Source organism: Microbacterium alcoholitolerans (genome assembly GCF_050408615.1).
GTDB lineage: Bacteria > Actinomycetota > Actinomycetes > Actinomycetales > Microbacteriaceae > Microbacterium.
Map to the genome: position 1 here is coordinate 2,816,217 of NZ_JBNTKD010000001.1, position 22,675 is coordinate 2,838,891.

Consider the following 22,675-nt stretch of genomic DNA (forward strand, 5'->3'; position numbering starts at 1 on the left):
AGGAGCACTCATGGTCAAGCGCCAGGTGCCGAACCCCATCGAGCTGCTCGAGCTGATGCAGTTCAAGAAACCCGAGTTCAACGGCCGCAAGCGCCGCCTCGACGCCGCGCTGACGATCTACGATCTGCGCACGATCGCCAAGCGCCGCACCCCGAAGGCCGCGTTCGACTACACCGACGGCGCAGCCGAGGGCGAGCTGTCGCTGCAGCGTGCCCGTCAGGCATTCGAGGACGTCGAGTTCCACCCCGGCATTCTCAAGCCCGCGCCCCACGTCGACACGACCGTCGACATCCTCGGCGGGCCGTCGGCGCTGCCGTTCGGAATCGCACCGACCGGGTTCACGCGCCTCATGCAGACCGAGGGTGAGGAGGCGGGAGCCGGTGCGGCAGCCGCCGCGGGCATCCCGTTCACCCTGTCGACGCTGGGCACCACCTCGATCGAGGGCGTCAAGGCGGCCAATCCGCACGGGCGGAATTGGTTCCAGCTGTACGTCATGCGAGACCGCGAGATCTCGTACGAGCTCACCCGCCGCGCCGCAGCCGCCGGCTTCGATACCCTGCAGTTCACCGTCGACACCCCAGTCGCCGGCGCGCGCCTGCGCGACAAGCGCAACGGCTTCAGCATTCCGCCGCAGCTGACACTCGGCACGATCGTCAACGCGATTCCGCGCCCGTGGTGGTGGTACGACTTCCTGACCACGCCGAAGCTGGAGTTCGCTTCGCTCAGCACCACCGGCGGCACGGTCGGCGAGCTGCTGGATGCCGCGATGGACCCGACCATCAGCTACGACGACCTCGCCGTCATCCGTGACCTGTGGCCGGGCAAGATCGTCATCAAGGGCGTGCAGAACGTCGAGGACTCGGTGCGCTTGAAGGACGCCGGAGTCGACGGAATCGTGCTCTCGAACCACGGCGGACGCCAGCTCGACCGCGCGCCGATCCCGTTCCGCCTGCTGCCGGATGTGCGCAAGGCCGTCGGCGACGACTTCACCGTCATGGTCGACACGGGCATCATGAACGGCGCCGACATCGTGGCATCCGTCGCGCTCGGCGCCGACTTCACGCTCATCGGACGCGCGTATCTCTACGGACTGATGGCCGGCGGCCGTCAGGGCGTGGACCGCACCATCGAGATCCTGCGCACCGAGATCGAGCGCACCATGCGCCTGCTGGGCGTCTCGTCGCTCGCCGAACTCGAGCCGAAGCACGTCACGCAGCTGTCGCGCCTGGTTCCCGTCCGCGGGAGCGTCGCCGAAGTCGCCGCGGAGGTCGTCGCCGGCTGACAGCCGCGCGGGGGCATCCGCTGGCGCACGAGAACAGGCGATCCGCCGAAAGCAGGACGATTCCTCAGATTTCGTCCTGTTGCCGGCGGATCGCCTGATTTCGATGGCCGCGCAGGCGCTTGCCGGATGCTGTCGCGCAGGCGCGCTGTCGGATGCTGTCAGCGCACAGCCGGGACAGGCAGGGTGAGCAGCAGCGCGTCGAGTTTGTCGGCGGTGTCCTCCCAGCCCTCCACCGCCACCGAGGGCACGCCGATGGCCAGCACCGGATAGTCGTTGCCGCCCTCATCGAGGCGGTCTCCGTAGAACAGCATGTCGGCGAGCGGGATGCCCGTGTGCTCGGTGAGCTTCTGCATGCCGAATGCCTTGTCGATGCCCGCCCGGGTGATGTCGATCGAGGTCGACCCGCCGGAGCGCACCTCGAGGCCGGGAAGGCGCGGTGCCACCGCGTCCCGCAGCGCCGCGCGACGTTCGCCGGTCGGATCCCATGCGTGCTTCGCGTCGCGAGGAGCCTGCTGGCCGAGCGCCGAGAAGGTGATCTGAGATCCGCGATCCTCGAGGATCTCGCCCCAGGTCTCGCGCTCCCACAGCCCGAGGCGCTCGGCCTCTTCGCGCAGCGCGGTCAGAGCCGCCGTCTTCTCGTCGTCGGAGAGATCGTGGGCGTACACCGGCGAGTATTCGACGCCGTCGTGGCGCAGATAGCGGGTGCCGCACGTGGGCAGCAGGTGCAGGCGCTGGTGAGCCGCGGCATCGACGTCGGTCAACCGGGCGATCACCTGGGTGCGGAACTGCTCCTCATTGCCGCCCGAGATGATGGCCACGTCGACCCGGCGCAGCAGTTCGTGCAGCAGGCCGGCGATGCGGTCGTCGATCTGCCCCTTGGAGGGCGCAAGCGTGTCATCGAGGTCGAAAGCGACCAGGCGAGGGGAAGTCATGATGGGTCCAGTTTAGGAGAGTCGGCTGGGAGTGAGTGGATGCGGGCTCGCGGCTTCGCCGCATCGCGGGTGGTTGGGGCGGCTCGGCGCTGGCGCGCCTCACCTGGTGCACGCGTCGCGGCGGGGTGAGTCCCCACGGCGCCCTCCACGCGCCGCGCGTTGGCAGGGCGGATGACCGTTGGGACGAAGGCGGCGCGCGGAGCCTCCTGCGCCGCGGGGCCCCTCTGGCGTCCCAGACGGAATGCCGCGAGACCCCGCCCGGAGGGCGGGGTCTCGCGGCATTGAGTCGGGGTGACAGGATTTGAACCTGCGGCCTCTTCGTCCCGAACGAAGCGCGCTACCAAGCTGCGCCACACCCCGTGATTGCAACCGTTCAAGTCTACATGCCCCGCGGGCAGGTGCCGAATCGGCGCCGTCCGCCGGGCGTGCCCGTGTCAGACCGAGCACGCCTTCAGATCGAGCGCGCGGTCAGCGTAACCAGCGTAGCCTCGGGCCGGCAGGCGAAGCGCACCGGGGCATAGATCGAGTGCCCGCAGCCGGCGCTGACGTTCAGCGGCACCGTGCGGCCGTCGTGCGACCAGGTGCTCAGCCCCTTGGCCTGCTTCAGCGGGATGTCGCAATTCGCGACCAGAGTGCCGTACCCGGGCAGGCACACCTGGCCGCCATGCGTGTGTCCGCCGAAGACGGCATCCGCTCCCAGGCCGACGAACTGGTTCAGCACGCGCTGATACGGCGCGTGCGTCACACCGATGCGCGACGATCCTGTGCGGGCATGACCCAACGCCTCCAGGGCGTCCGGCAGGGCATCCAGCTCGTCCCACTCACGATGCGCGTCGTTCACGCCGAAGAAGTCGATGCTGTTGCCGGCGACCTCCAGTCGGGCAGCGGCATTGTTCAGCCCGCGCCAGCCCAGCTCATCCGTGAAGAACCCGTCCATCGCATCCGTATCGAGCATCTCCGGTTCTGTGTGCGTCTTCGACGGTCCGGTGAAATACTTCAGCGGGTTGCGCGGAGACGGCGCCTGAACGTCGTTGGAGCCGTGCACGAACACCCCGGGGATGCCCGCGAAGGGGGCGAAGGCGCGTCGGATGCCCGTGAGGCCGTCCTTGTGGCCCAGATTGTCTCCGGTGTTCACCACGAGGTCGGGTTGGAACGCGACCAGCGATGCGAGCCAGTCCTGCTTGCGGCGCTGCCACGGAGCCATGTGCGCGTCCGAGACGTGCAGCACCCGGATCGGCGCGCTTCCCGGCGCGAGCGCCGGTGCCGTGGCCTCGCGCACGGTGAACAGATACCTCTCGATACCGATGCCCCAGACGGCGGCGCCGACACCGACGGCCCCCACCGCGCCGAGCGCGATGAGGGCCGGGTGTGCTGCGGAGCGAGTCACTCTCGTCAGTCCTCGCACGACAGTGTGACAGTGGTCCCGGCAGGCGCCGTGGTGCCTGCCGGTGGATCCTGCTCGCTGACGTCGGAGCCGCCGCGGCATCCGTCGTTCTCGACCTTGTAGCCCCTCGACTCGAGCACCACCTTTGCCGCAGCGAACTTCGCGCCGGTGGCATCGGGCACAGTGCCTCCGTCTCCCGGTTTCGCGGGCGACTTGCCGCTGCTGGGACGCAGCGTGATCGTGGTGCCACCGGCCACGCGGCCGGCGCCCGGATCCTGCTCGGCGACCGTGTCCTTCGGCAGCGTGCTGTCGACGGGATCGCCGACCTGTGCCGAGAAGCCGGCGTCCTTGAGGATCTTCTGCGCTTCATCGACCGTCTTGCCGACGACGTCGGGCAGCTCCTTCAGCACTCGGCGCGTGAGGTTCGGATCCGGATCCGGGAACCGGTCGCCGCCGTAGGCTGCGTTGGCGGCACGCTGCAGGTCGCGAGCGAGCGGATAGCGGATGTCATTGAGGCGGGTGCCGTGCGCCGAGAAGAACCTCAGGTCCTCACGCCCGGTGACGTTTCCGACCCACACCGCCGTCGTCACCTTCGTGCTCGACTCGACGAGCATGGTGTGCGACTTCTCTGCGGTACCGGTCTTGCCGATCACCTGGACGCCGTCGTACGGGTTCGCCCCGGCGCCGGTGCCACCTTCCATCACGCCGCGCAGCGCGTAAGCGGCCGTTGCGGCCACCTCAGGAGTGATCACCTGGGTGCAGCTGGTCTTCGGCGGGTCGATCTCCTTGCCGTCCTGGCCGACGATCTTGTCGATCACACGGGGCTCGCAGAACTTGCCCTTGTTGGCGACCGTCGCGTAGGCGCCGGCCATCTGGATCGGTGCGGCCGACTTCGAGCCCAGAACCGTACCGAACGGGTCATTCGGGGCTTCGCCGTCCTTCGTGACGTCGCCCATGTCGCCGTAGTGCACACCGAGGCGCTTGGCCATCTTGTTGATGTCGCACAGATCGAGCTGCTTCGCCATTGCGAGGAAGCCCGTGTTCAGCGACACCGCCGTGAACCGGCGCACGCTGCTGACCGAACCCCCGCCGTTGCCGAAGTTCTCGATCGGCTTAGTGAGCGTGTACGTCCCACCGCACTGCGGGAAGTCGCCGCGGAGCCCGGCACGTCCGTCGAGCACCTCGTTGACCGAATGGCCGTCTTCCAGCCACTGCAGCAGGGTGAACAGCTTCCAGGTCGAACCGGTCTCGAAGCCGCCGGTGGAGCCGTTGTGGGCGCTGTCCGCGGCGAACACCTGCGACGACTGCCCGTTGGCAAGGCTCGCATCCGATGACTCGCTGAAGGCGGTGTTCTGCGCGATCGCGAGGATGCGTCCGGTGGACGCTTCGATCGAGACACCGGCGCCGCCGACGAGGATCCCCTCCATGCTGGCGGGGACGCGCGCGTGCATCGCCTCCACCGCAGGATTCTGCACGCGCAGATCGAGCGACGTGTAGATCTTCAGACCGCCGCGGCGCATGTTCTCCATGCGCTCCGCCGGCGTGGCGCCGAAGGCCTCATCGTTCTCGATGACCGCTTTCACGTACTGGCAGAAGTATGCGTTGTCCTTCGCGGCCGCACAGCCCTGGGTCGTGGTCTGCAGGTTCGGGGTCACCGGCGTCGCGATAGCCTCGTCGTACTGTGCACGCGTGATCTGACCGTTCTCGAACATCTGCCCGAGCACGTAGTCACGGCGATCCTTGGTGGTGGCGTAGCCGTCTTCTGCAGTGTTGCGAGCGACGCCATCCTTGTCGGTCCACGTGCCGTCCGGTCGGTCGATGCGAAGCAGATTCGGCTCCTGCACCAGACCGGCAAGTGTCGCCGCCTGCACCAGGTTGACCTTCGCAGCAGTGGTGCCGAAGTAGCGGTTCGCAGCGGCTTCGATGCCGTAGGTCGTTCCACCGAAGTTCGACACGTTGAGGTAGCCGAGCAGGATCTCGTTCTTCGAGTACTCCTTCTCGATCTGGATCGCGTAGCGCATCTCCTGCAGCTTGCGCTCGATGCCGGCGGCGCCCTTCGCCTCGGCAGCATCTTCGTAGCACTCCCGCATCTTCTCTTCGTAGTCGGGATCGTTGGGCGGAACGCCCTGCTCACACTGCTGGATCAGCGCGTTCTTGACGTACTGCTGCGTGATCGTCGACGCGCCGCGCGACGACGTGCCGGTGAAGTTCTCCACCGCGGCCTTCACCGTCGACAGCAGATTGACGCCGCCGTGCGAGTAGAAGTTCTTGTCCTCACTGGAGAGCACAGCGTCGACGAGGGTCGGCGAGATCTGCGGCAGCGTGACCGGCGTGCGGTTCTGCTCGTAGAAGGTCGCCAGCTTGAAGGGCTTGCCGTTCCCATCGTTGCCGTAGATCGTCGTCGGCGCCATCGGGGCCGTCGGCTTCAGATAGCTCGGCAGGTTGTCGAACAGCGTCAGCGCCTGAGAGCCGGTGACACCGGCGACGGCGATGGCGGGGGTGACGGTGGCGGTGACCAGCACACCGGCGACGACACTCAGCCCGACCAGGCCGAGCAGTCCACCGAGCACACCCTTCAGCGTGCGTTTCGTTTGAGGCATACGCTTGATGGTAGGGGAGTTCCCTGAAGAGAAGCCTCGACACCGGCGTCATCGCCGGAAGTCGCCGACGCACAGGAGTGCCATGACCACGTGGGAGTATCTGACCACGCCGCTGTTGATCCACAACACGGCCGCGATCCTCAACAACTGGGGCAAGCAGGGCTGGGAGCTCGTGCAGGTGATCCAAGGGCCCGAAGGCGGGCTGGTCGCCTACTTCAAGCGCCCGATCACGCAGGACGCCACGGCCAACGCGGGCCTCGCGGCTGCCGCAGAGGCATCGCGTCAGTTCGAGGGCGAGCAGTGAGCATCGCGGCCCGCCTGGAGGAGCTGGGCATCGAGCTTCCCGCCGTCGCAGCGCCTGTCGCGGCGTACGTTCCGGCCGCCGTGCACGGCGGCCTCGTGTACACCTCCGGACAGCTGCCGTTCGTCGACGGCGCGCTGCCGGCGACAGGCAAGGTCGGCGCCGAGGTGGATGCTGAGGATGCCAAGGTCTACGCGCGCACCTGTGCCCTGAACGCTCTCGCTGCAGCAGCGGCCGCGGCCGGCGGCGTCGACCGGATCGGCGGCGTGCTGCGGGTGGGCGGCTTCGTGGCATCCGATCCCGCGTTCACCGGCCAGCCCGGCGTCATCAACGGAGCCAGCGAGGTGCTCGGCGAGATCTTCGGCGACGCGGGTCTGCACGCGCGCGCCGCTGTCGGGGTCGCGGTGCTGCCGCTGGACACTCCCGTCGAGGTCGAGGTCACCTTCACCCTCGTCTGATCGGCCCGCCGACACCCCCATCTACCGCCGAGACCCCTGGCTGCAGACGTCTGCAGTCAGGGGTCTCGGCGAATACTTGGGGTCTCGGCGAATACTTGGGGTCTCGGCGAATAACGGGGGTGTCGGCGAAGGTGGGGAGGACTACTTCACCTGGCTCGAGATCGTGCTCATCACCATCGTGTCGGCGAGGGTCGTCACATCGCCCACCTCGCGGCCCTCGGCCACGTCGCGCAGCAAGCGGCGCATGATCTTGCCCGAGCGGGTCTTCGGGAGCTCCGGAACGATGTAGACGTCGCGGGGGCGGGCGATCGGTCCGATCTGCTCGCCGACCCACCCGCGCAGCAGCGCGGTCAGACCTTCGGGCGAGTGCGCCTCGAGATAGCTCTGCTTGATGATCACGAACGCGACGACTGCCTGACCGGTCGTCTCATCGGCCGCGCCCACCACGGCCGCCTCGGCGGTCGCCTCGTGCGCGACCAGCGAAGACTCGATCTCGGTGGTCGACAGGCGGTGACCGGAGACGTTCATGACATCGTCGACGCGGCCGAGCAGCCACAGGTCGCCGTCCGCATCGAGGCGGGCGCCATCCCCGGCGAAGTAATAGCCCTGGTCCTGGAACTTCTCCCAGTAGGTCTCCTTGAACCGCTCCGGGTCACCCCAGATGCCGCGCAGCATGCTCGGCCACGGCTCGGTGATCACCAGCAGTCCGCCGTTGCCGTTGCCGACCTCGTTGCCGTCGTCGTCGGTCACGTCGATGGAGATGCCGGGGATCGGCACCTGCGCAGAGCCGGGCTTGGTGGCGGTGATGCCGGGCAGCGCCGACACCATGATGGCGCCGGTCTCGGTCTGCCACCAGGTGTCGACGATCGGCGTCTTCTCGGCGCCGATGACCTCGCGGTACCACATCCACGCCTCGGGGTTGATGGGCTCGCCCACCGAGCCCAGCAGTCGAAGGCTCGACAGATCGAACTCCTGGGGGATCTGACGGCCGAGCTTCATGAAGGAGCGGATCGCGGTCGGCGCCGTGTAGAAGATGGTCACGCCGTACTTCTGGATGATCTCCCACCAGCGGCCGGGGTGCGGCGAGTCGGGAGTGCCCTCGAAGAGCACCTGGGTGGCGCCGTTCGCCAGCGGGCCGTAGGTGACGTAGCTGTGCCCGGTGACCCAGCCGATGTCGGCGGTGCACCAGAACACATCGGTCTCGGGGTGCAGGTCGAAGACGTACTTGTGCGTGTACGCGGCCTGGGTCAGGTATCCGCCGGAAGTGTGCAGGATGCCCTTCGGCTTGCCCGTGGTTCCCGAGGTGTAGAGGATGAACAGCGGGTTCTCCGACGGGAATGCCTGTGCCTCGTGCTCGGCGGATGCCGCCGGGACGACATCGTGCCACCAGACGTCGCGGTCATCGTGCCAGTCGACCTCATTGCCGCCGCGCTTGACGACGAGCACGTGCTCGACGGTCTGCTGCTCGCCCTCGCCGCGATCGCTGAGCGCCTGGTCGACGGCCGGCTTGAGGGCCGAGACCTTGCCCTTGCGGTATCCGCCGTCGGCGGTGATGACGACCTTCGCACCGGCATCGTCGATGCGCGAGCGCAGGCTGTCGGCGCTGAACCCGCCGAAGACGACGGAGTGGATCGCTCCGAGTCGAGCGACTGCCAACATCGAGACGACCGCTTCGGGGATCATCGGCAGGTAGATCGCGACGCGGTCGCCGTGCCCGATGCCGAGGTCGGAGAGCACATTGGCCGCGCGCTTGACCTCTTCCGTCAGCTCGGCGTAGGTGATGCGTCGCTCGTCGCCGGGTTCGCCCTCCCACAGGATCGCGACGCGGTCGCCGTTGCCTGCTTCGACGTGCCGATCGAGGCAGTTGTACGCGACATTGAGCTCGCCGTCGTCGAACCACTTCGCGAACGGCGGGTTCGACCAGTCGAGAACCTTGGTGAACGGCTTGTGCCAATGCAGGTTCTCGCGGGCCTGCTCGCCCCAGAACGCCTCGCGGTCTGTCGCGGCGCGTTCATACAGTGTCGGGTCGTCGATGGACTGGGCGACGAATTCTTCGGACGGCGGGAACTTCCGGGACTCGTCGAGGAGGTGATCGATCTGACTGCTCATGGCACTCGCTCCTTTGCGCGGGCTGGGGATCGTGTCGGGGCACGACCGTGACACGGCGAATCTACTCGGCGCGGTCGTGGAAGCATACTGTCGAAAGTCAGTACTGCGTGTCGCTTGGCGCTCGCCCTTGCAGATGCATACACTGGCGTCAGCCGATTCGATATCCGGCTTCAGCGCGCCCGATTCCCCCCGATGCGGGCTTGCGCCTGGGCGGCACCTCATTCCCCCCGTGAGGTGCCGCCTTGCGCATTCCCGGCGCAGGGCGCCGGCACCGGGCGCAGGGCAGGGTGCTGAGCGCTCGCGGGCTGTGTCGCCGTGCTGGACTCGACCGCGCTCGTTCTGCACAGAACCGGCTTCGAGCGGGTTGTGCACAACCGCTGGGATCGAGGCATTCGTGCGTCTGCGAGCCCGCTTAGCGTCGGGGCATGGCTGATCCCTTCGTGCTCCGTCCTCGTGGCGGCTCCGCCCGCCCCGCCGGGCCCGGCGCCGTGCAGATGGCCGCGTCCATGTCAGTCGATCCGGCCTTCGGCGCGCTGGCTGAGCACCTGCAGGACGAACAGGTCACCGACATCTTCGTCAACGGTGCCAGTGGGCTGTTCGTCGACCGCGGCGACGGCGCCGAGCACGTTCCGCAGTGGCGTGCATCGGAGCGCGAGGTGCGCGAGCTCGCCGTCGCCCTGGTCGCCGCAGGTGGCCGACACCTCGACGATCAGTCGCCGTGCGTGGACGTGCGGCTCGATTCGGGCATCCGAGTGCATGCGGTGCTCGCGCCGGTGTCGACATCCGGCACCGCCCTGTCGATACGCGTGCCGCGCGTGCTCGGCGCCGATCTCGACGCGCTCGCCGCCTCCGGCACGTTCTCTGCAGAGCAGCGCGCCTGGCTGGGCGGGCTCGTCGCGGAACGCGCGAACATCCTCATCACCGGCGGCACCGGCACAGGCAAGACGACGCTGCTCACCGCGCTGCTTTCGCATGTCGGACACGCCGAGCGGATCGTCACCATCGAGGACGTGGCCGAGCTGCGCCCCCGCCATCCGCACCACATCTCGCTCGAGGCACGGCAGGCGAACCTCGAAGGCGCAGGGCGCATCGGCCTCGCGATGCTGGTGCGCGAATCGCTGCGGATGCGACCGGACCGGCTGGTGGTGGGCGAGTGCAGAGGAGAAGAGGTGCGCGAGCTGCTCACCGCGCTCAACACCGGTCACGACGGTGGGGCAGGCACCCTGCACGCCAGCGGGCTCGTCGACGTCCCCGCGCGCATGGAGGCGCTCGGCGCGCTCGCCGGAATGGACGCCACCGCCCTCGCCAGACAGGTGGTCAGCGCGTTCACGATAGTGCTGCATCTGCAGCGCGACGCCGACGGTCGCCGGCACATCGCGCAGGCCGGCCGCTTCGCGCTCGCCGGAGACCGGCTCGGCATCGAGGAGGTGACCCCGTGGTGATCTCGCTGCTGCGTCGCGGCGGATCGGATGCCGGTGGTGCGCGCTCCGTCAGCGCGGGCGGCGCAGGGGTCGCGGTGCGCACCCTGGCCGTGCTGCTGCAGGCCGGTGCCCGGCCGATGACCGCGTGGCAGCATCTCGCCGACAGTGGCGATCCGGTCGCGGGGCGCGTCGTCGAACGGTGCGCGGCGGGAGCCGAGCTCGTCGGTGCGATCGACGCGGAGGGCGGCGCGTGGTCTGATGTCGCCGCAGCGTGGGAGGTCGCGACGATCGTCGGCGCACCGTTGGCCGAGGTGCTGCGGGCGCTGGCCGAATCGCTGCAGGACGCCGCTTCAGCGGCCGATGATGTGCGCATCGCGCTGGCCGAGCCGACCGGCACCGCCCGGCTGCTGCTCTGGCTGCCGTTCGCGGGGCTGCTGCTCGGCCTCGCCCTCGGGTTCGACACGATCGGCGTGCTGTTCACGAATCCGTTCGGCGCCGCGTGCGTCGGACTGGGCATCGTTCTGATGCTGGCAGCGCGCTGGTGGACCGCACGCATGGTGCGCACCGCGCAGCCGGCGCCCGGTACCCCGGGGATGCACGCCGAACTCGTCGCCGTGGCTCTGGCCGGTGGAGTCGGCATTCCGCGGGCCCTGCGACTGGTCGAACTGAGCCCTGCCGATCTCGCCGCCGACCGCAGCAGGACGGATGCCGTACTCGAGCTGTCCCGTGCGGCGGGCGTCCCCGCCGGGGAGCTGCTGCGCGCTTCGGCGGCCCAGCAGCGTCACGATGCGCGAGTGCAGGGACGCGTGAGGGCTGCGGCCCTCTCATCCAAGCTGCTGCTGCCGCTGGGCGCGTGCACCCTTCCCGCATTCCTGCTGCTGGGCGTCGCGCCGCTGATGCTCAGTGTGCTCGCCTCCACACCGCTGCCGATCTGAGCCGAACCAGCCACGGGGGCACCAGACGCCCCAGAAAGAGAGAAGGAAGAGAATGAACGAACAATCCCTGCCCGAGCTGACCAGACGTCGCGCCGCGCACCTGTTCACCGACGAGACCGGCGCGGCGACCGCCGAGTATGCCATCACGACGATGGCCACCGTGGCGCGAACTAGGCGTATATCCCCGACTAGCGCCCCATGCGCCAGAAGCGCCGCCTCCGCTGGCGACGCGCGATCACTTCGAGGCCACCCTGCTCCTCGATCTCGGAGCGTCGCTGCAGCTCGGCTTCGTCCAGCTCTGACGGGTCGACCTCTTCGCCGTTTGGGCGCACCTTGCCCGAGACGACGCCGTCGTACGTCAAGCTCCGGAGGTCGATCGCTTGCTGCGTGATACCTCTCGGCGGTCGCTCACCGCGGTACCAGGCCGCAACTTGCGCTGTCGTCGCCGTCACTAGGAGGTGGTTGGCGTCTGCCTCCCTCGGTCTCGTGTCGTCAGCGTAGGCATGCATCGCCGCAAACCCGAGGGCGTCAGCGATCTCACCTTCGCCTTTCCCGAGCAGGTACGAGAGCCGAGAAAGCTGAGCGACCGCTTCACCATAGGCCGTGTGCCACTCGCGCTTCGGCGCGTCGCGGCTGAGTCTGCTCATCTTCATCAGGAGCGCATCGACCTTCGCGAGAATATCTCCGATCTCCTTGTGCGTCTCATCGCGCCGCTTCGCTCGGCGGTCCAGGCGGTCTTTCGCCAGCGGCCCGATCACACCACCGGCCAGCGTCCCGGCGACGCCGATCAGCGCAACTATCACGACGTCGGTCATACGGCCAGGCTAGCGAAAGGCGCGGCTCAAGCTCATCGAGTTGGTCGACCCGGCGAGAGGCAGAGAACGCACACCTAAGAGAGAAGTACGCCGACCTCCTCGCCGCCGCCAAGGTCGGATTCTTGGTTGACACCGGGATAGCGATTCAGATCGCCCAGGACGCCGAACCATCAAGGACTACCAGAGAGCCAAGGATGAGCCTGAGGCCGTCCGCGACGATGCTCGACGGCTACGCGCCCAGGGTGCCACCTATGCCGAGATAGAGCGAACGCTGAGCATCAGTCGGGAGCGGCTTGTGGTCTTCCTCAGCGATGAGCCGCTGACGCCCGCCGAGACCATCCAGCCGGAACCCCTTCCGGTAGTGGAACCCGTGCGCGACCTTCCCCCCGCGCCCAAGCCGCTGAAGCACGGCACTTTGTCCACCTATACCAATTACAGGTGCAGATGCGACGAGTGCAGGAGTGCCGCGACGGAGCACGCGCGAGCATACCGAGAGGGGAAGGCACGCGAAGCCCAAGCCGAAAAATAAGTGCTTGTGAGTTTGGACGATAGTAAATCTCAGGCGTATAAGCCTATATGCGGATTTGTCGGAAGCCCGCGTCACCCTAGGTGAGCCGGACCGGTTAGCGTTTCTTCCATTTCTTCCGCGCCGGTCCGGCTCAACCTCCCCCGACAGGGAGGATGAAGAAGTGGAAACAAGAAAATGGGATACAAGCCAACCCAAAAGAAGCCTGTCGATCCGGGAACGCTGAAGCCGTTCGAGTTTCAAGAGTTTGTGCAACTCTTCCCGGATGCCGCGTTGACGAAGGCGAAGATAAAGCGCTCCGCCTTTGTCGCCGTGAGCATGATGCTTTCTCGACATGGCAAGTTCGAAACCGGATTGCGCGTTCGTCCAAGCGTCGGAACGCTCGCAGATGAATCGGGAGTGAGTAAGCCGACCGTCCGGAAGGTTCTCGCTTACTTGCGGGATCTCGGGGCCATCGTCAAGACGGGCGAGCATCGTAACCCTGGCGGCGGCTCACCTGTAACTGAGTACCGCCTGTACCGCTCCCCTCTCGTATCGGATGTCCTCCAGAACGTCAGAGATCGCGACTATGGCAGGGGAAAGCAGGAGACCACTGGAGAGGGGACAGGGGAAAGCGGAGAACCACTCAGTGTCAACCAGGGAACCACTGAGTGGAAAGCAGAGAACCACAATAGGAACCATAAGAGAAGAAAAGAAAGCTCGGTCGAAGAATCTCCCTCGCCCGCGCCTGTCGTCGCTACGCCTTCGGCCCGCGACGGCGCGGCGATGGATCAAGAAGAAGATTTCGACGTGGATGCATTCTTGGATGGATTGGTGCTCGACCTGTGACAGTCGATGAAATGTTGAGCGAGTTGGACGAGCAACGAGCTTGGATGCCTTCGCCTTTACTCCGAGCGATGCTCGAATTGGCAGAGTCCAAGAAAGTTGAAAAGCTCCCACGGTCTAACGCATCTCTCGCATGAAGTGGTTGTGGCTTTGAGCGATAGTACTAAGCAGAGGGTCACAATTCATCCAGGTCCGCCCTCGGGGATGGAATCACGTTGGTAACAATCCCCGCCACACGTCGAAGCGTGATTCCGCTAAATCATTGGGAAGTAGAGCATGGCAACACCATCAAGCATTGAGCGCCACGAGCAAAGTGCGCGCATCATCGAGCTAATTAGCCAGGGTGTCAGTGGTGCTGAAATCGCTCGAAGATATGGCGTGAGCGAAAGCGCAATCAGCAGATACAAAATCTCCCGCCAGAACCTCCTAGCTCAGATCGCTGAGGACGACGGCAACGATCCAAGTGAAGTCATCGGGCGTCTAGCCGACCTCTCGGATTCAGCCCGCACTACTCGCAAGCTGGCAGACGCTACTAGCTCCCCTGCCGTACGTGCCCGAGCTATCAGCGCAGAACTTGCCGTGCTCGACAGGCTGACCAAGTTGGCGATTGACGACACCGCCACGGCCCGACTAGCCCAGACAACTGGACCCCTGGTGCGCGTGATTCAGAAGCTCTCACAGAGTTATCCCCGCGAAGTGTTCGAAGCGCTCGCCAAGCACGAAGAGCTTGCAGACCTACTAGAAGCGCTCAGGGCGCAGAAGAGGAAGACACGATGAGTAAGACAGCATTCCCTAGAACTTTTCACATCCTGGCATCGGGTCTGAGCGTCGCGCTTGGTGACTTCGATGGCTTCGTAGGGCTACGTGGTCACGAGTTCACCGTGAGCGAAGAACAATACGCGTTCACCAAGAACAGGTTTGGCGTCTCTTGGCTGGACATGTCTGCCGACGAGCAGGAAGCCAAGTGGGGCGTACAGCGCTTTGCTGAGGGTCCGGTACCTGAGGGTATGGAGATCGGGCAGGACGACAAGCACGGGGCACGCTACAGGCAGTGGATGCGTGCCACCGAAGAAGCGCAGAAGATTTCCAATCCCGTGGACCGTGACGCCGCATTCCGCAAGATCAAAGCGGACTTCCCCGAGCAGAACAAGAGTTTTCAGACAAGTAGGGCGTACTGATGGCGACGCCACGACAGAGAGCCGACCTTATCCGCTTAGAAGCCCTACTGAGTGAAGCCTTCTCGATGATCGATCAGAGATATTGGGCCACACGCGACATGCGCGCAAGCTACGAGCAAGTTTTGAAACACATCCGATCTTGGATTTCTTGGGAAGAAGATGACGATGACTGACAACAACGAACGAACCCGAGCCATCATCAACGATGCACGCCGTAGCGATCCGGTGCGCGATGCCGCACTAGAGGCCGAACGGCAGTACCGCCCCGCCGAATGGACACCCGAGCAGGAAGCCGAACTCATCGAGCGACAGCACGGCACCGAACGCGAGCGCATCGACCGGCTAGTTAGCGAGCACAACGAACGACAGCGGCACCGCTGACTTTGACCTCCTTCCGGTTCGATTGGACTCCTTCCGGGAGGAATCTCCCCAGCGCGCCGGTATGCCCTAGGCGCTGGGAACACGATGCCCTCTCCGTTCCGTCCTCTTCATCCAGGTCGCGGAGAGGGCATCGCTGTACATAAGGGGTTCCCTTTATGTACACTAGGGTCATGACGAAAGCTCTCCTCTACTGCCGGGTGTCCACCGATGACCAGGTGGAGAACGGCGTGTCGCTCGAAGCTCAGGAACAAGCACTTGCCCTTGAAGCTATGCGGCGCGGCTACGAGTTCGAAGTAGTACGCGAGGAAGGTAAGAGCGGAAAGAGTCTTGAGGGCCGCGACAAGCTCGCTGAAGCCCTCGACCTCCTCGACAAGCACAAGGCCGATGTGCTCATGGCCGTCCGCATGGATCGCCTCTCACGCAACGTTGGGGATGTCGCCTCTCTCATGGCGCGATCCAAGAAGCGGGGATGGGGAATCATCCTCTCGGGTGACAAGCTCGACACAACGGCAGACGGCAAGTTCCGGACGTACCTCGATGCCGCCTTGGCAGAGCGTGAACGGGACATCATCTCTGTGCGCACCAAAGAAGGCATGGCAGAAAAGAAGCGTCAGGGTGCTGTCTTTGGCCGCGTGGTCGATCCGGGGTTCTTGCCGACCTACAGGCGGGTGCTGGACATGCACCGGCAGGGGATCAGCATGAACGCGATTGCCCGCACCCTGAATGATGAGGGAGTGCCGACAGCCAAGGGCGGAAAATTCTACGCGAGCACTATCAGGGCCATGGTCACTAGCGAGACAGCGCGCACGCTCAAGTAGGAACGTAAGAACTTGCGTAAGCAGACTCATGAAAGTTGTCGCGAAAGTTCACACGTAACTTCAAGATTGGCGCTCACCTAACCTAATAGGTGACGTAGACTGTAAAGAGCCGCCCGCAGTTGGTAGCTACGGACGGCTCTTGGCCCCGCCGCTTAGGCAGAGGTCGCCAGTCACTGTAGAGGCAGTGACACCTATGTTGACGAGAAGCCCCCGAACCCGTGAAAGTGAGGGGGTTTCTCGCTGTCTACGATTCTATGTGTGAATAAGCACCTTGTGTTGGGGGTCGGGTGCTGACGGGATGACTCAAGGGCGAAATGTCGGAGATGTCCGATCCGCTAGACGGTTCCCAGCGGTTCCCAGCGGTTCCCAGCGGTTCCCGTGGTGCGGAATCACGCGGATCACAACCCAAGCATAACGATCCGGTAACAGGAACTACATTGGTGTAGTTATCCACAGGCTATGCACAATTCATCGATTGCACGGAGGCCCAACGGGTACCGTGTCATCCATGATCCTGCCGCCCATCGATCCCGACATCCCCATGTCAGACGGGGATGATTTCGACGGGGCCGCGCCTAACTGTGAGCGGTGCCTAGTGCCGATGGATGCCCGCGCAACGCCACGCGGCGAGCGCTGGGAGTGCCCGAGCTGTGGCACATCCCGGCTCAGTTGAGAGCGGCTGAGATCGCCGCCTGAGCCTCTGTAGGCACCTTCCCGATATGGGTAGTCTCGCCGGTGTCCCAGCTAACGCGGTGCTCTGCTCGACGCCACTTGAGCACGATGGTTCCCTCTGCCTCTTCTACCGTCTTGACCCTCACGCCCTTACCCACAGGCAGGACATCGGCGGAGTAGACGAGAGCCGAGAGGATGGCCCGCTTCCGTCCGGTGCTCAAGCTCTCCCACAGCCCGCGCACGTCATCGACGCTGACGAACTCGGCAAGCGGATTCACCCGGATAGCTTCGGCTAGCTCATGGTCGATCCGCTCCGCTTCGGCGTCGATCTCATCCACCATGAGCGAGAACGTAGAGCCGCTGAGCTTGCCCGTACGGTACAGCCCTTCGGCCTCTGCTCTACGCGCCTTCAGCGCCTCTCTAGCGGCCCTCAGAGCGTCGATATCCTGCCCGTCGTCGTCTACCCACTTGAGCAATCCGGGGGCGCTCAGAACCTTAATCACAGCTTCGGCTATGAAGCCCTCGATGATGCTCGCCGGTCGCTGGAAACAGCCCGCTGTACACCTGTAGCCGCGCACGGGATTCGTGGTCTTGGTGAGGGTCGCACGCATGGGGCCGTGGCACTTCCCACAACGCCCGACACCGCTAAGAAGGTGCTTCGCCTTGGTGTTGCCGTCGTGCGTTCGGCGGCTCTCATCGAGCAGAATCCCGCGCGCAACGATCACGGCATCCTCACTCAAGATCGGTTCCCATGCGCCGGGGACACACTCAGACCAAGTGAACGCCTCAGGGTTGTACGGCATCCGGGGACGCTTGGCATCCGGGCGTGTGTCCTCAGGCATCGGCGGCGGAAGCATCCCGGCTTGGAACGGCGAGATGAGAAGCCGCCGAACAGTGCTCGCCGTCCACCTAGCGCCCTTACGGGTGACCTTGCCCTGATCGTTGAGAGCGCGGACGATCTCACCGAGCTTGGCACCGCCTAGAAGCTCCCGCGACATGTAGCGGATGACCTCAGCCTCTGCCGGTACGACGGCGTACCGAGTGCCCTTCTCATCCCGCTCAAGCTTCGGAATCCACCTGTACCCGTACGGCACCAGACCGGGCGCGGGATGCCCTGCCTCACGCCGTGCGGCACGGTAGGGGATGGCGCGTGCTTCCTTCTCCTCGATCTCAGCTTCCGCGAACAGAACAAGCATGGTGAGCATCATCCGACCGCCGAGAGTAGACGTGTCGATGCCATCGCGAAGGGTGACGATCCGCACATCCCGCTTCGGCTTGGTGAGTTCGTACACATCGACCATGCGACGAAGAAGCCGAGCGGCTGTAACGGACACGATCACATCGAGCTTGCCCGCGTCGATGTCGACAAGCATCCGCGCCCACTCGGTGCCCTCGCCGCGCTCCTTGGTTGCAGACGTGGCGTTGTCGTTGTACGTCTCAACGAGCTTCCAGCCCTCGCCCTTAACCCGGCGCTTGCACTCTGCGATCTGCTGGGAGATGCCTTGGTCCTCGCGTACGCTCTGACGCACGTAGATCGCCGCTCGCAGTGCCTTCTTAGCCATATCGGGATTCTATGCCCGTTTGGCTCCACAGCGGCGGCTGTCGCCTTCGCCGGGCTGCTCGTTGTGATCATGCGCTCAGATGAGGTGCGCGGCATCCTGACCGATCTCGTGCGGCGGGCACTCACGGTGTCGTGATGCGGCTGCCCCGATGGCACTGCGGCGGCGGGTTCAGCCGTGCGGCCCGTGAGGAGCGCGGATCCGTCGCGGCTGAGCTCGCCGTCGCGCTGCCGGCGGTGCTGCTGGCACTGCTGCTCGGCGTCGGTGCGCTGAGCGCCGCCGCGACGCAGGTGTCTCTCCAGGATGCCGCTGCCGATGCGGCGAGACTGCTGGGCCGCGGTGAGAGCGCGGACCGCGCGGCCGGCGTCGTGTCGGCGTCCGTCGACGGCGCGCGCTCCGCCTCGCGCACGGACGGCGACCTCGTGTGCGTCACGGCATCGATCGAGATGCGCATCGGCCGGGTGATCTCGGTGCCGCTGAGCGCCTCGAGCTGCGCGCTCGCCGGTGGGCTGTGAACGGCGTCGGCCGAGCAGCCCCCAGACAGACCTGAACCCAACAGAGAGGAGGCCGCCATGGCCGGAACAGCACTCGCAGCCGGTGTGCTGACGGTCGCGGCGACGCTGTCACTCGGGCTCGCGGTCGTCGGCGGCGCAGCGGTCACCGCGCAGCGCACCGCGGGAGCGGCCGACGCCGCAGCCCTCGCCGCGGCCGATGCCGTCTCGGGTGCGGTCGCCACCGAGACCGACCCCTGCGCTCTCGCAGCGCGGGTCGCCGCGGCATCCGATGCGACGCTCTCGCACTGCCGGATCGACGGACTCGCGGCGACAGTGGAGGTCAAATCCGCGTACGCTGGTCTCGTCGCCGCATCCCGGGCCCGAGCGGGTCCGCCGGAGCAATCATGACGGTGAACCCCCTCACATCCCATCGCTGCTTTCCGACGATCCCCGTCCTCGGTACTCTCGGCTCACACCGGGAAAGCGGTGTGTATGGTGTGCTTCGAAGAAAGGACGCACCCGTGGCTGAAGGCAAGAAGCTCGTCATCGTCGAGTCGCCGACGAAGATGCGATCGATCCAGGGGTACCTCGGCGACGGCTACGAGGTGCTGAGCTCGGTCGGCCACATCCGCGACCTCGCCGACAAGAAGGACATCCCCGCCGACGACAAGAAGGCATACGGGAAGTACTCGATCGATGTCGAGAACGACTTCGACCCCTACTACGTCGTCTCCGATCGCAAGACGAAGACGGTCGCCGAGCTGCGCCGTGCACTGAAGAGCGCCGACGAAGTCCTGCTCGCCACAGATGAGGATCGCGAGGGCGAGGCCATCGCCTGGCACCTGCTCGAGACGCTCAAGCCCAAGGTGCCCGTCAAGCGCATGGTCTTCCACGAGATCACCAAGGACGCCATCCAGTCGGCGGTCGGCAACACCCGCGAACTCGATCTCGCACTGGTCGACGCACAGGAGACCCGTCGAATCCTCGACCGTCTGTACGGCTGGGATGTGTCGCCGGTGCTCTGGTACAAGGTCAAGTCCGGTCTTTCCGCCGGGCGCGTGCAGTCCGCCGCCACCCGAATGATCGTCGAGCGCGAACGCGAGCGCATGGCCTTCGTGTCGGCCGAGTACTGGGACGTCGAGGCGAACGCATCAGCAACCGGGCAGTCGTTCAGCACGCGCCTCGTGCGCGTCGACGGCGGCCAGCTGGCCCGCGGCACCGACTTCGACGACACCGGAAAGCTCAAGAAGGCCGTCGTCGTGCTCACCGAGCAGCAGGCAGAGGCGCTCGCCGCCGCGGTCGACGCCGCCGGCTCCGCCACCGTCAGCAAGGTCGAGGCGAAGCCCGGCACCCGCAGCCCGTACGCACCGTTCACCACCTCCACCATGCAGCAGGAGGCCGGTCGCAAGCTCTCGATGAGCGCCAAGCACGCCATGGGCGTGGCCCAGCGCCTGTACGAGAAGGGCTACATCACCTATATGCGCACCGACTCGGTCGCGCTGAGCACGCAGGCGATCCAGGCGGCCCGCAGCCAGGCGGTCGCGCTGTACGGCGACTCCGCCGTGCCGCTGAAGCCGCGCGTCTACAAGTCCAAGAGCAAGAACGCGCAGGAGGCGCACGAGGCCATCCGGCCGTCGGGCGACACGTTCCGCACGCCGTCGGCGGTGGCCTCGGGGCTCGACCGCGATGAGCAGCGGCTCTACGACCTGATCTGGAAGCGCACCGTCGCCAGCCAGATGTCGGATGCCAAGTACGAGACCACCACCGTGACCCTCGAAGCGGATGCTGCCGGCCAGAAGGCCGAGTTCACCGCATCCGGCACCGTCTACACGTTCCGAGGATTCCTCGAGGCGTACGAAGAGGGGCGCGACGAGAAGCGCAACTCGCAGGACAAGGCCGACGACCAGTCGCTGCCCGCCGTCGCCGTCGGCGACGAGGTGGGGATGTCGGATGCCGTCGCCAAGGGGCACCGCACCACTCCGAAGCCCCGCTACACCGAGGCGTCGCTGGTGAAGGCGCTCGAAGAGCACGGCATCGGCCGCCCGTCGACCTTCGCCAGCACCATCGGCACGGTCATCGACCGCGGCTACGCCACCAAGCGCGGCCAGGCTCTGGTGCCGACGTGGCTCGCCTTCAGCGTGGTGCGCCTGCTCGAGCAGCACTTCGCCGACCTGATCGACTACGACTTCACTGCTGCCCTCGAGGACGACCTCGACGCGATCGCCCGCGGCGAGCAGAACCGGGTGGAGTGGCTGCGTTCGTTCTACTACGGCTCGGAGTCGCAGGTGGGACTTCGTCAGGTGGTCGACAACCTCGGTGAGATCGACGCGCGCGCACTGAACTCCACGCGCATCACCGATACCGCCACGCTGCGATTCGGCAAGTACGGCCCCTACCTCGAGGTCGCCGACCCGGCGAACCCGGAAGCCAAACCTCGAATCGTCAACGTGCCGGAGGATCTGGCGCCGGACGAGCTCACCGCCGAGAAGGCCCAGGAACTCGTCGACGCCCCCGTCGCCGGCGACCGCGTGCTGGGCGAGAACCCCGAGAACCGCAAGATCGTCGTCGTCAAGGACGGCCGGTTCGGTCCGTACGTGCAGGAGAACGACCCGGTCTCCGAGGACGACTCCGTCGACACCGCCACCGGCGAGGTCGTCGACAAGCCCAAGAAGAAGTCCGCGAAGAAGGATGCCGCGCCGAAGCCCCGCACGGCGTCGCTGCTGCGCTCGATGTCGGTCGAGACCATCGACCTCGCCACCGCGCTGAAGCTGCTCAGCCTGCCCCGCATCGTGGGGGCCGATCCGGAATCCGGTGAGGAGATCACCGCCCAGAACGGCAGGTTCGGCCCGTACCTGAAGAAGGGCACCGACTCGCGCTCGCTGGAGAGCGAGGATCAGATCTTCGACATCACGCTCGAGCAGGCGCTCGAGCTGTACGCCCAGCCGAAGTACGGCGCACGCAAGGCCTCCAGCGCCCTGAAGGAGTTCGACGCCGACCCGGTCAGCGGAAAGCCGATCCGCGTGCGCGACGGCCGCTTCGGTCCGTACGTGACTGACGGCGAGACGAACGTGACCATCCCGCGCGGCCAGACACCCGACGAGATCACCTTCGAGATCGCCGTGCAGATGCTCGCCGACAAGCGCGCCAAGGGACCGGCCACCAAGCGCGGCAAGAAGGCGCCCGCGAAGAAGGCGCCCGCGAAAAAGGCACCGGCGAAAGCATCCGCCAAACGGCGCACTGAGCGAGCGCAGCGAGACGAAGTGACCGACGCCGAGAAGGCCGCGGCACGCTCCGCCGCTGCGAAGAAGGCAGCGGCTACCCGTGCCGCGAACGCGGCCGCCAAGGCGAAGGCGAGTTCGTGACCCGACCCGACGGTCTCTGGATCACGTTCGAAGGCGGTGACGGGTCAGGCAAGTCGACCCAGGCCGCGCTGCTGGCGGAGTGGATCAGCGACCGTGGCCGCACAGTGCTGCGCACCCGCGAGCCGGGCGGGTCGGACGTGGGCGTGCTCATCCGCGACATCGTGCTGCACCACCGCGGCGACATCGCTCCGCGTGCAGAGGCGCTCCTGTACGCCGCTGACCGCGCGCATCACGTCGCGACGGTCGTCCGGCCGGCGCTCGAGCGCGGCGAGGTCGTCATCCAGGATCGCTACCTCGACTCCTCCGTCGCCTACCAGGGTGCGGGGCGGGTGCTGGATGCCGACGAGGTGCGCGATCTGTCGCTGTGGGCGACAGGCGGGGCCCTTCCGCATCTGACGGTGCTGCTCGACATCGATCCCGTGACAGCCAGACATCGGCTGGATGCCGACGACAAGCCCTTCGACAGGCTCGAGGCCGAGAAGGAGGAGTTCCACGCGCGCGTGCGCGAGGCGTTCCTCGCTCTCGCCATGGCCGAGCCCCAGCGCTTCCTCGTCGTCGACGCCTCGACGGACCCCGAAGACATCGCCGTGCTGATCCGCGCGCGCGTATCCCTGCTTGTCTGA

21 protein-coding genes and 1 tRNA gene are annotated in these 22,675 nt (G+C 66.1%); 15 read left to right on the forward strand and 7 right to left on the reverse strand.

Translation table 11 applies throughout. The annotated features are described in order from the left end of the window. Window positions 1–10: 10 nt before the first annotated feature. Window positions 11–1,282: an alpha-hydroxy acid oxidase gene (locus ACQUSX_RS13630; RefSeq protein WP_428907446.1), complete on the forward strand. Its 1,272-nt coding sequence runs from the start codon at window positions 11–13 to the stop codon at window positions 1,280–1,282. A gap of 158 nt (window positions 1,283–1,440) precedes the next feature. Here the strand turns inward: ACQUSX_RS13630 and ACQUSX_RS13635 are convergent, their stop codons facing one another. From ACQUSX_RS13635 to ACQUSX_RS13650, 4 genes are all read right to left on the reverse strand, one after another. Beyond that, entirely contained in the window at window positions 1,441–2,214 is a 774-nt protein-coding gene (locus tag ACQUSX_RS13635; RefSeq protein WP_428907447.1) for an HAD-IIB family hydrolase, read from the reverse strand. A 286-nt stretch (window positions 2,215–2,500) separates the two neighbouring features. Next, window positions 2,501–2,574, reverse strand: a tRNA-Pro gene (locus tag ACQUSX_RS13640). A gap of 91 nt (window positions 2,575–2,665) precedes the next feature. Then, window positions 2,666–3,601, reverse strand: coding sequence for a metallophosphoesterase (locus ACQUSX_RS13645; protein ID WP_428907448.1), 936 nt, complete (start codon window positions 3,599–3,601; stop codon window positions 2,666–2,668). Between the two features lie 5 nt (window positions 3,602–3,606). Then, window positions 3,607–6,198, reverse strand: a complete 2,592-nt coding sequence (locus ACQUSX_RS13650) for a transglycosylase domain-containing protein (RefSeq protein WP_428907449.1) — start codon at window positions 6,196–6,198, stop codon at window positions 3,607–3,609. A gap of 82 nt (window positions 6,199–6,280) precedes the next feature. Here ACQUSX_RS13650 and sp36 point away from each other — a divergent pair, with 82 nt between their 5' ends. After that, complete coding sequence (gene sp36, locus ACQUSX_RS13655) at window positions 6,281–6,502, forward strand: Sp36 family protein (protein ID WP_428907450.1); 222 nt, start codon at window positions 6,281–6,283, stop codon at window positions 6,500–6,502. Beyond that, window positions 6,499–6,957 carry a RidA family protein gene (locus ACQUSX_RS13660; RefSeq protein WP_428907451.1) on the forward strand — a complete coding sequence of 153 codons (459 nt, stop codon included), beginning with the start codon at window positions 6,499–6,501 and terminating at the stop codon, window positions 6,955–6,957. The genes sp36 and ACQUSX_RS13660 overlap by 4 nt, the downstream gene beginning before the upstream one ends. Before the next feature lie 141 nt (window positions 6,958–7,098). Here ACQUSX_RS13660 and acs read toward each other — a convergent pair whose 3' ends face one another. Next, on the reverse strand, window positions 7,099–9,066 hold the full coding sequence (gene acs / locus ACQUSX_RS13665; RefSeq protein ID WP_428907452.1) for an acetate--CoA ligase: 1,968 nt from the start codon (window positions 9,064–9,066) through the stop codon (window positions 7,099–7,101). A 425-nt stretch (window positions 9,067–9,491) separates the two neighbouring features. Here acs and ACQUSX_RS13670 point away from each other — a divergent pair, with 425 nt between their 5' ends. Beyond that, window positions 9,492–10,508: a TadA family conjugal transfer-associated ATPase gene (locus ACQUSX_RS13670; RefSeq protein WP_428907453.1), complete on the forward strand. Its 1,017-nt coding sequence runs from the start codon at window positions 9,492–9,494 to the stop codon at window positions 10,506–10,508. Beyond that, complete coding sequence (locus tag ACQUSX_RS13675) at window positions 10,502–11,422, forward strand: type II secretion system F family protein (RefSeq protein WP_428907454.1); 921 nt, start codon at window positions 10,502–10,504, stop codon at window positions 11,420–11,422. Before ACQUSX_RS13670 ends, ACQUSX_RS13675 begins: the two co-directional genes overlap by 7 nt. 188 nt (window positions 11,423–11,610) lie before the next feature. On the opposite strand, the gene ACQUSX_RS13680 is transcribed toward ACQUSX_RS13675, so the two are convergent. Next, window positions 11,611–12,237, reverse strand: a complete 627-nt coding sequence (locus ACQUSX_RS13680) for a hypothetical protein (RefSeq protein WP_428907455.1) — start codon at window positions 12,235–12,237, stop codon at window positions 11,611–11,613. Window positions 12,238–12,940: 703 nt separating this feature from the next. On the opposite strand from ACQUSX_RS13680, the gene ACQUSX_RS13685 reads away from it, so the two are divergent. From ACQUSX_RS13685 to ACQUSX_RS13705, 5 genes are all read left to right on the forward strand, one after another. After that, a complete protein-coding gene (locus tag ACQUSX_RS13685) occupies window positions 12,941–13,591 on the forward strand; it encodes a hypothetical protein (protein ID WP_428907456.1) in 651 nt (216 codons plus the stop codon). Window positions 13,592–13,864: 273 nt separating this feature from the next. Further along, window positions 13,865–14,365: a hypothetical protein gene (locus ACQUSX_RS13690; protein ID WP_428907457.1), complete on the forward strand. Its 501-nt coding sequence runs from the start codon at window positions 13,865–13,867 to the stop codon at window positions 14,363–14,365. Next, window positions 14,362–14,766: a hypothetical protein gene (locus tag ACQUSX_RS13695; protein WP_428907458.1), complete on the forward strand. Its 405-nt coding sequence runs from the start codon at window positions 14,362–14,364 to the stop codon at window positions 14,764–14,766. The genes ACQUSX_RS13690 and ACQUSX_RS13695 overlap by 4 nt, the downstream gene beginning before the upstream one ends. Window positions 14,767–14,931: 165 nt before the next feature. After that, on the forward strand, window positions 14,932–15,147 hold the full coding sequence (locus ACQUSX_RS13700) for a hypothetical protein (RefSeq protein ID WP_428907459.1): 216 nt from the start codon (window positions 14,932–14,934) through the stop codon (window positions 15,145–15,147). Window positions 15,148–15,317: 170 nt separating this feature from the next. Beyond that, window positions 15,318–15,965 carry a recombinase family protein gene (locus ACQUSX_RS13705; RefSeq protein ID WP_428907460.1) on the forward strand — a complete coding sequence of 216 codons (648 nt, stop codon included), beginning with the start codon at window positions 15,318–15,320 and terminating at the stop codon, window positions 15,963–15,965. 665 nt (window positions 15,966–16,630) lie between these two features. Here the strand turns inward: ACQUSX_RS13705 and ACQUSX_RS13710 are convergent. Then, window positions 16,631–18,199: a recombinase family protein gene (locus ACQUSX_RS13710; protein WP_428907461.1), complete on the reverse strand. Its 1,569-nt coding sequence runs from the start codon at window positions 18,197–18,199 to the stop codon at window positions 16,631–16,633. On the opposite strand from ACQUSX_RS13710, the gene ACQUSX_RS13715 reads away from it, so the two are divergent. The 5 genes from ACQUSX_RS13715 to tmk all read left to right on the forward strand — a co-directional run bounded on the left by ACQUSX_RS13715 (window position 18,125) and on the right by tmk (window position 22,675). After that, on the forward strand, window positions 18,125–18,334 hold the full coding sequence (locus ACQUSX_RS13715; protein ID WP_428907644.1) for a DUF4244 domain-containing protein: 210 nt from the start codon (window positions 18,125–18,127) through the stop codon (window positions 18,332–18,334). The genes ACQUSX_RS13710 and ACQUSX_RS13715 overlap by 75 nt on opposite strands. Then, on the forward strand, window positions 18,334–18,711 hold the full coding sequence (locus ACQUSX_RS13720; protein ID WP_428907462.1) for a TadE family type IV pilus minor pilin: 378 nt from the start codon (window positions 18,334–18,336) through the stop codon (window positions 18,709–18,711). Before ACQUSX_RS13715 ends, ACQUSX_RS13720 begins: the two co-directional genes overlap by 1 nt. A 57-nt stretch (window positions 18,712–18,768) precedes the next feature. Next, complete coding sequence (locus tag ACQUSX_RS13725; RefSeq protein WP_428907463.1) at window positions 18,769–19,098, forward strand: Rv3654c family TadE-like protein; 330 nt, start codon at window positions 18,769–18,771, stop codon at window positions 19,096–19,098. A gap of 113 nt (window positions 19,099–19,211) precedes the next feature. Continuing rightward, window positions 19,212–22,052 (forward strand): type I DNA topoisomerase, encoded by a 2,841-nt coding sequence (gene topA, locus ACQUSX_RS13730; protein WP_428907464.1) that lies wholly within the window; start codon window positions 19,212–19,214, stop codon window positions 22,050–22,052. Next, complete coding sequence (gene tmk / locus ACQUSX_RS13735; RefSeq protein ID WP_428907465.1) at window positions 22,049–22,675, forward strand: dTMP kinase; 627 nt, start codon at window positions 22,049–22,051, stop codon at window positions 22,673–22,675. Before topA ends, tmk begins: the two co-directional genes overlap by 4 nt.

Excerpts from the sequence above, each read along its gene's own strand:
- ACQUSX_RS13630 (WP_428907446.1), top strand. The coding sequence starts at position 11 with ATGGTCAAGCGCCAGGTGCCGAACCCCATCGAGCTGCTCGAGCTGATG.
- ACQUSX_RS13635 (WP_428907447.1), bottom strand. The coding sequence starts at position 2,214 with ATGACTTCCCCTCGCCTGGTCGCTTTCGACCTCGATGACACGCTTGCG.
- ACQUSX_RS13650 (WP_428907449.1), bottom strand. The coding sequence starts at position 6,198 with ATGCCTCAAACGAAACGCACGCTGAAGGGTGTGCTCGGTGGACTGCTC.
- sp36 (WP_428907450.1), top strand. The coding sequence starts at position 6,281 with ATGACCACGTGGGAGTATCTGACCACGCCGCTGTTGATCCACAACACG.
- acs (WP_428907452.1), bottom strand. The coding sequence starts at position 9,066 with ATGAGCAGTCAGATCGATCACCTCCTCGACGAGTCCCGGAAGTTCCCG.
- ACQUSX_RS13670 (WP_428907453.1), top strand. The coding sequence starts at position 9,492 with ATGGCTGATCCCTTCGTGCTCCGTCCTCGTGGCGGCTCCGCCCGCCCC.
- ACQUSX_RS13680 (WP_428907455.1), bottom strand. The coding sequence starts at position 12,237 with ATGACCGACGTCGTGATAGTTGCGCTGATCGGCGTCGCCGGGACGCTG.
- ACQUSX_RS13685 (WP_428907456.1), top strand. The coding sequence starts at position 12,941 with ATGGGATACAAGCCAACCCAAAAGAAGCCTGTCGATCCGGGAACGCTG.
- ACQUSX_RS13690 (WP_428907457.1), top strand. The coding sequence starts at position 13,865 with ATGGCAACACCATCAAGCATTGAGCGCCACGAGCAAAGTGCGCGCATC.
- ACQUSX_RS13695 (WP_428907458.1), top strand. The coding sequence starts at position 14,362 with ATGAGTAAGACAGCATTCCCTAGAACTTTTCACATCCTGGCATCGGGT.
- ACQUSX_RS13700 (WP_428907459.1), top strand. The coding sequence starts at position 14,932 with ATGACTGACAACAACGAACGAACCCGAGCCATCATCAACGATGCACGC.
- ACQUSX_RS13705 (WP_428907460.1), top strand. The coding sequence starts at position 15,318 with ATGACGAAAGCTCTCCTCTACTGCCGGGTGTCCACCGATGACCAGGTG.
- ACQUSX_RS13710 (WP_428907461.1), bottom strand. The coding sequence starts at position 18,199 with ATGGCTAAGAAGGCACTGCGAGCGGCGATCTACGTGCGTCAGAGCGTA.
- ACQUSX_RS13720 (WP_428907462.1), top strand. The coding sequence starts at position 18,334 with ATGCGGCTGCCCCGATGGCACTGCGGCGGCGGGTTCAGCCGTGCGGCC.
- ACQUSX_RS13725 (WP_428907463.1), top strand. The coding sequence starts at position 18,769 with ATGGCCGGAACAGCACTCGCAGCCGGTGTGCTGACGGTCGCGGCGACG.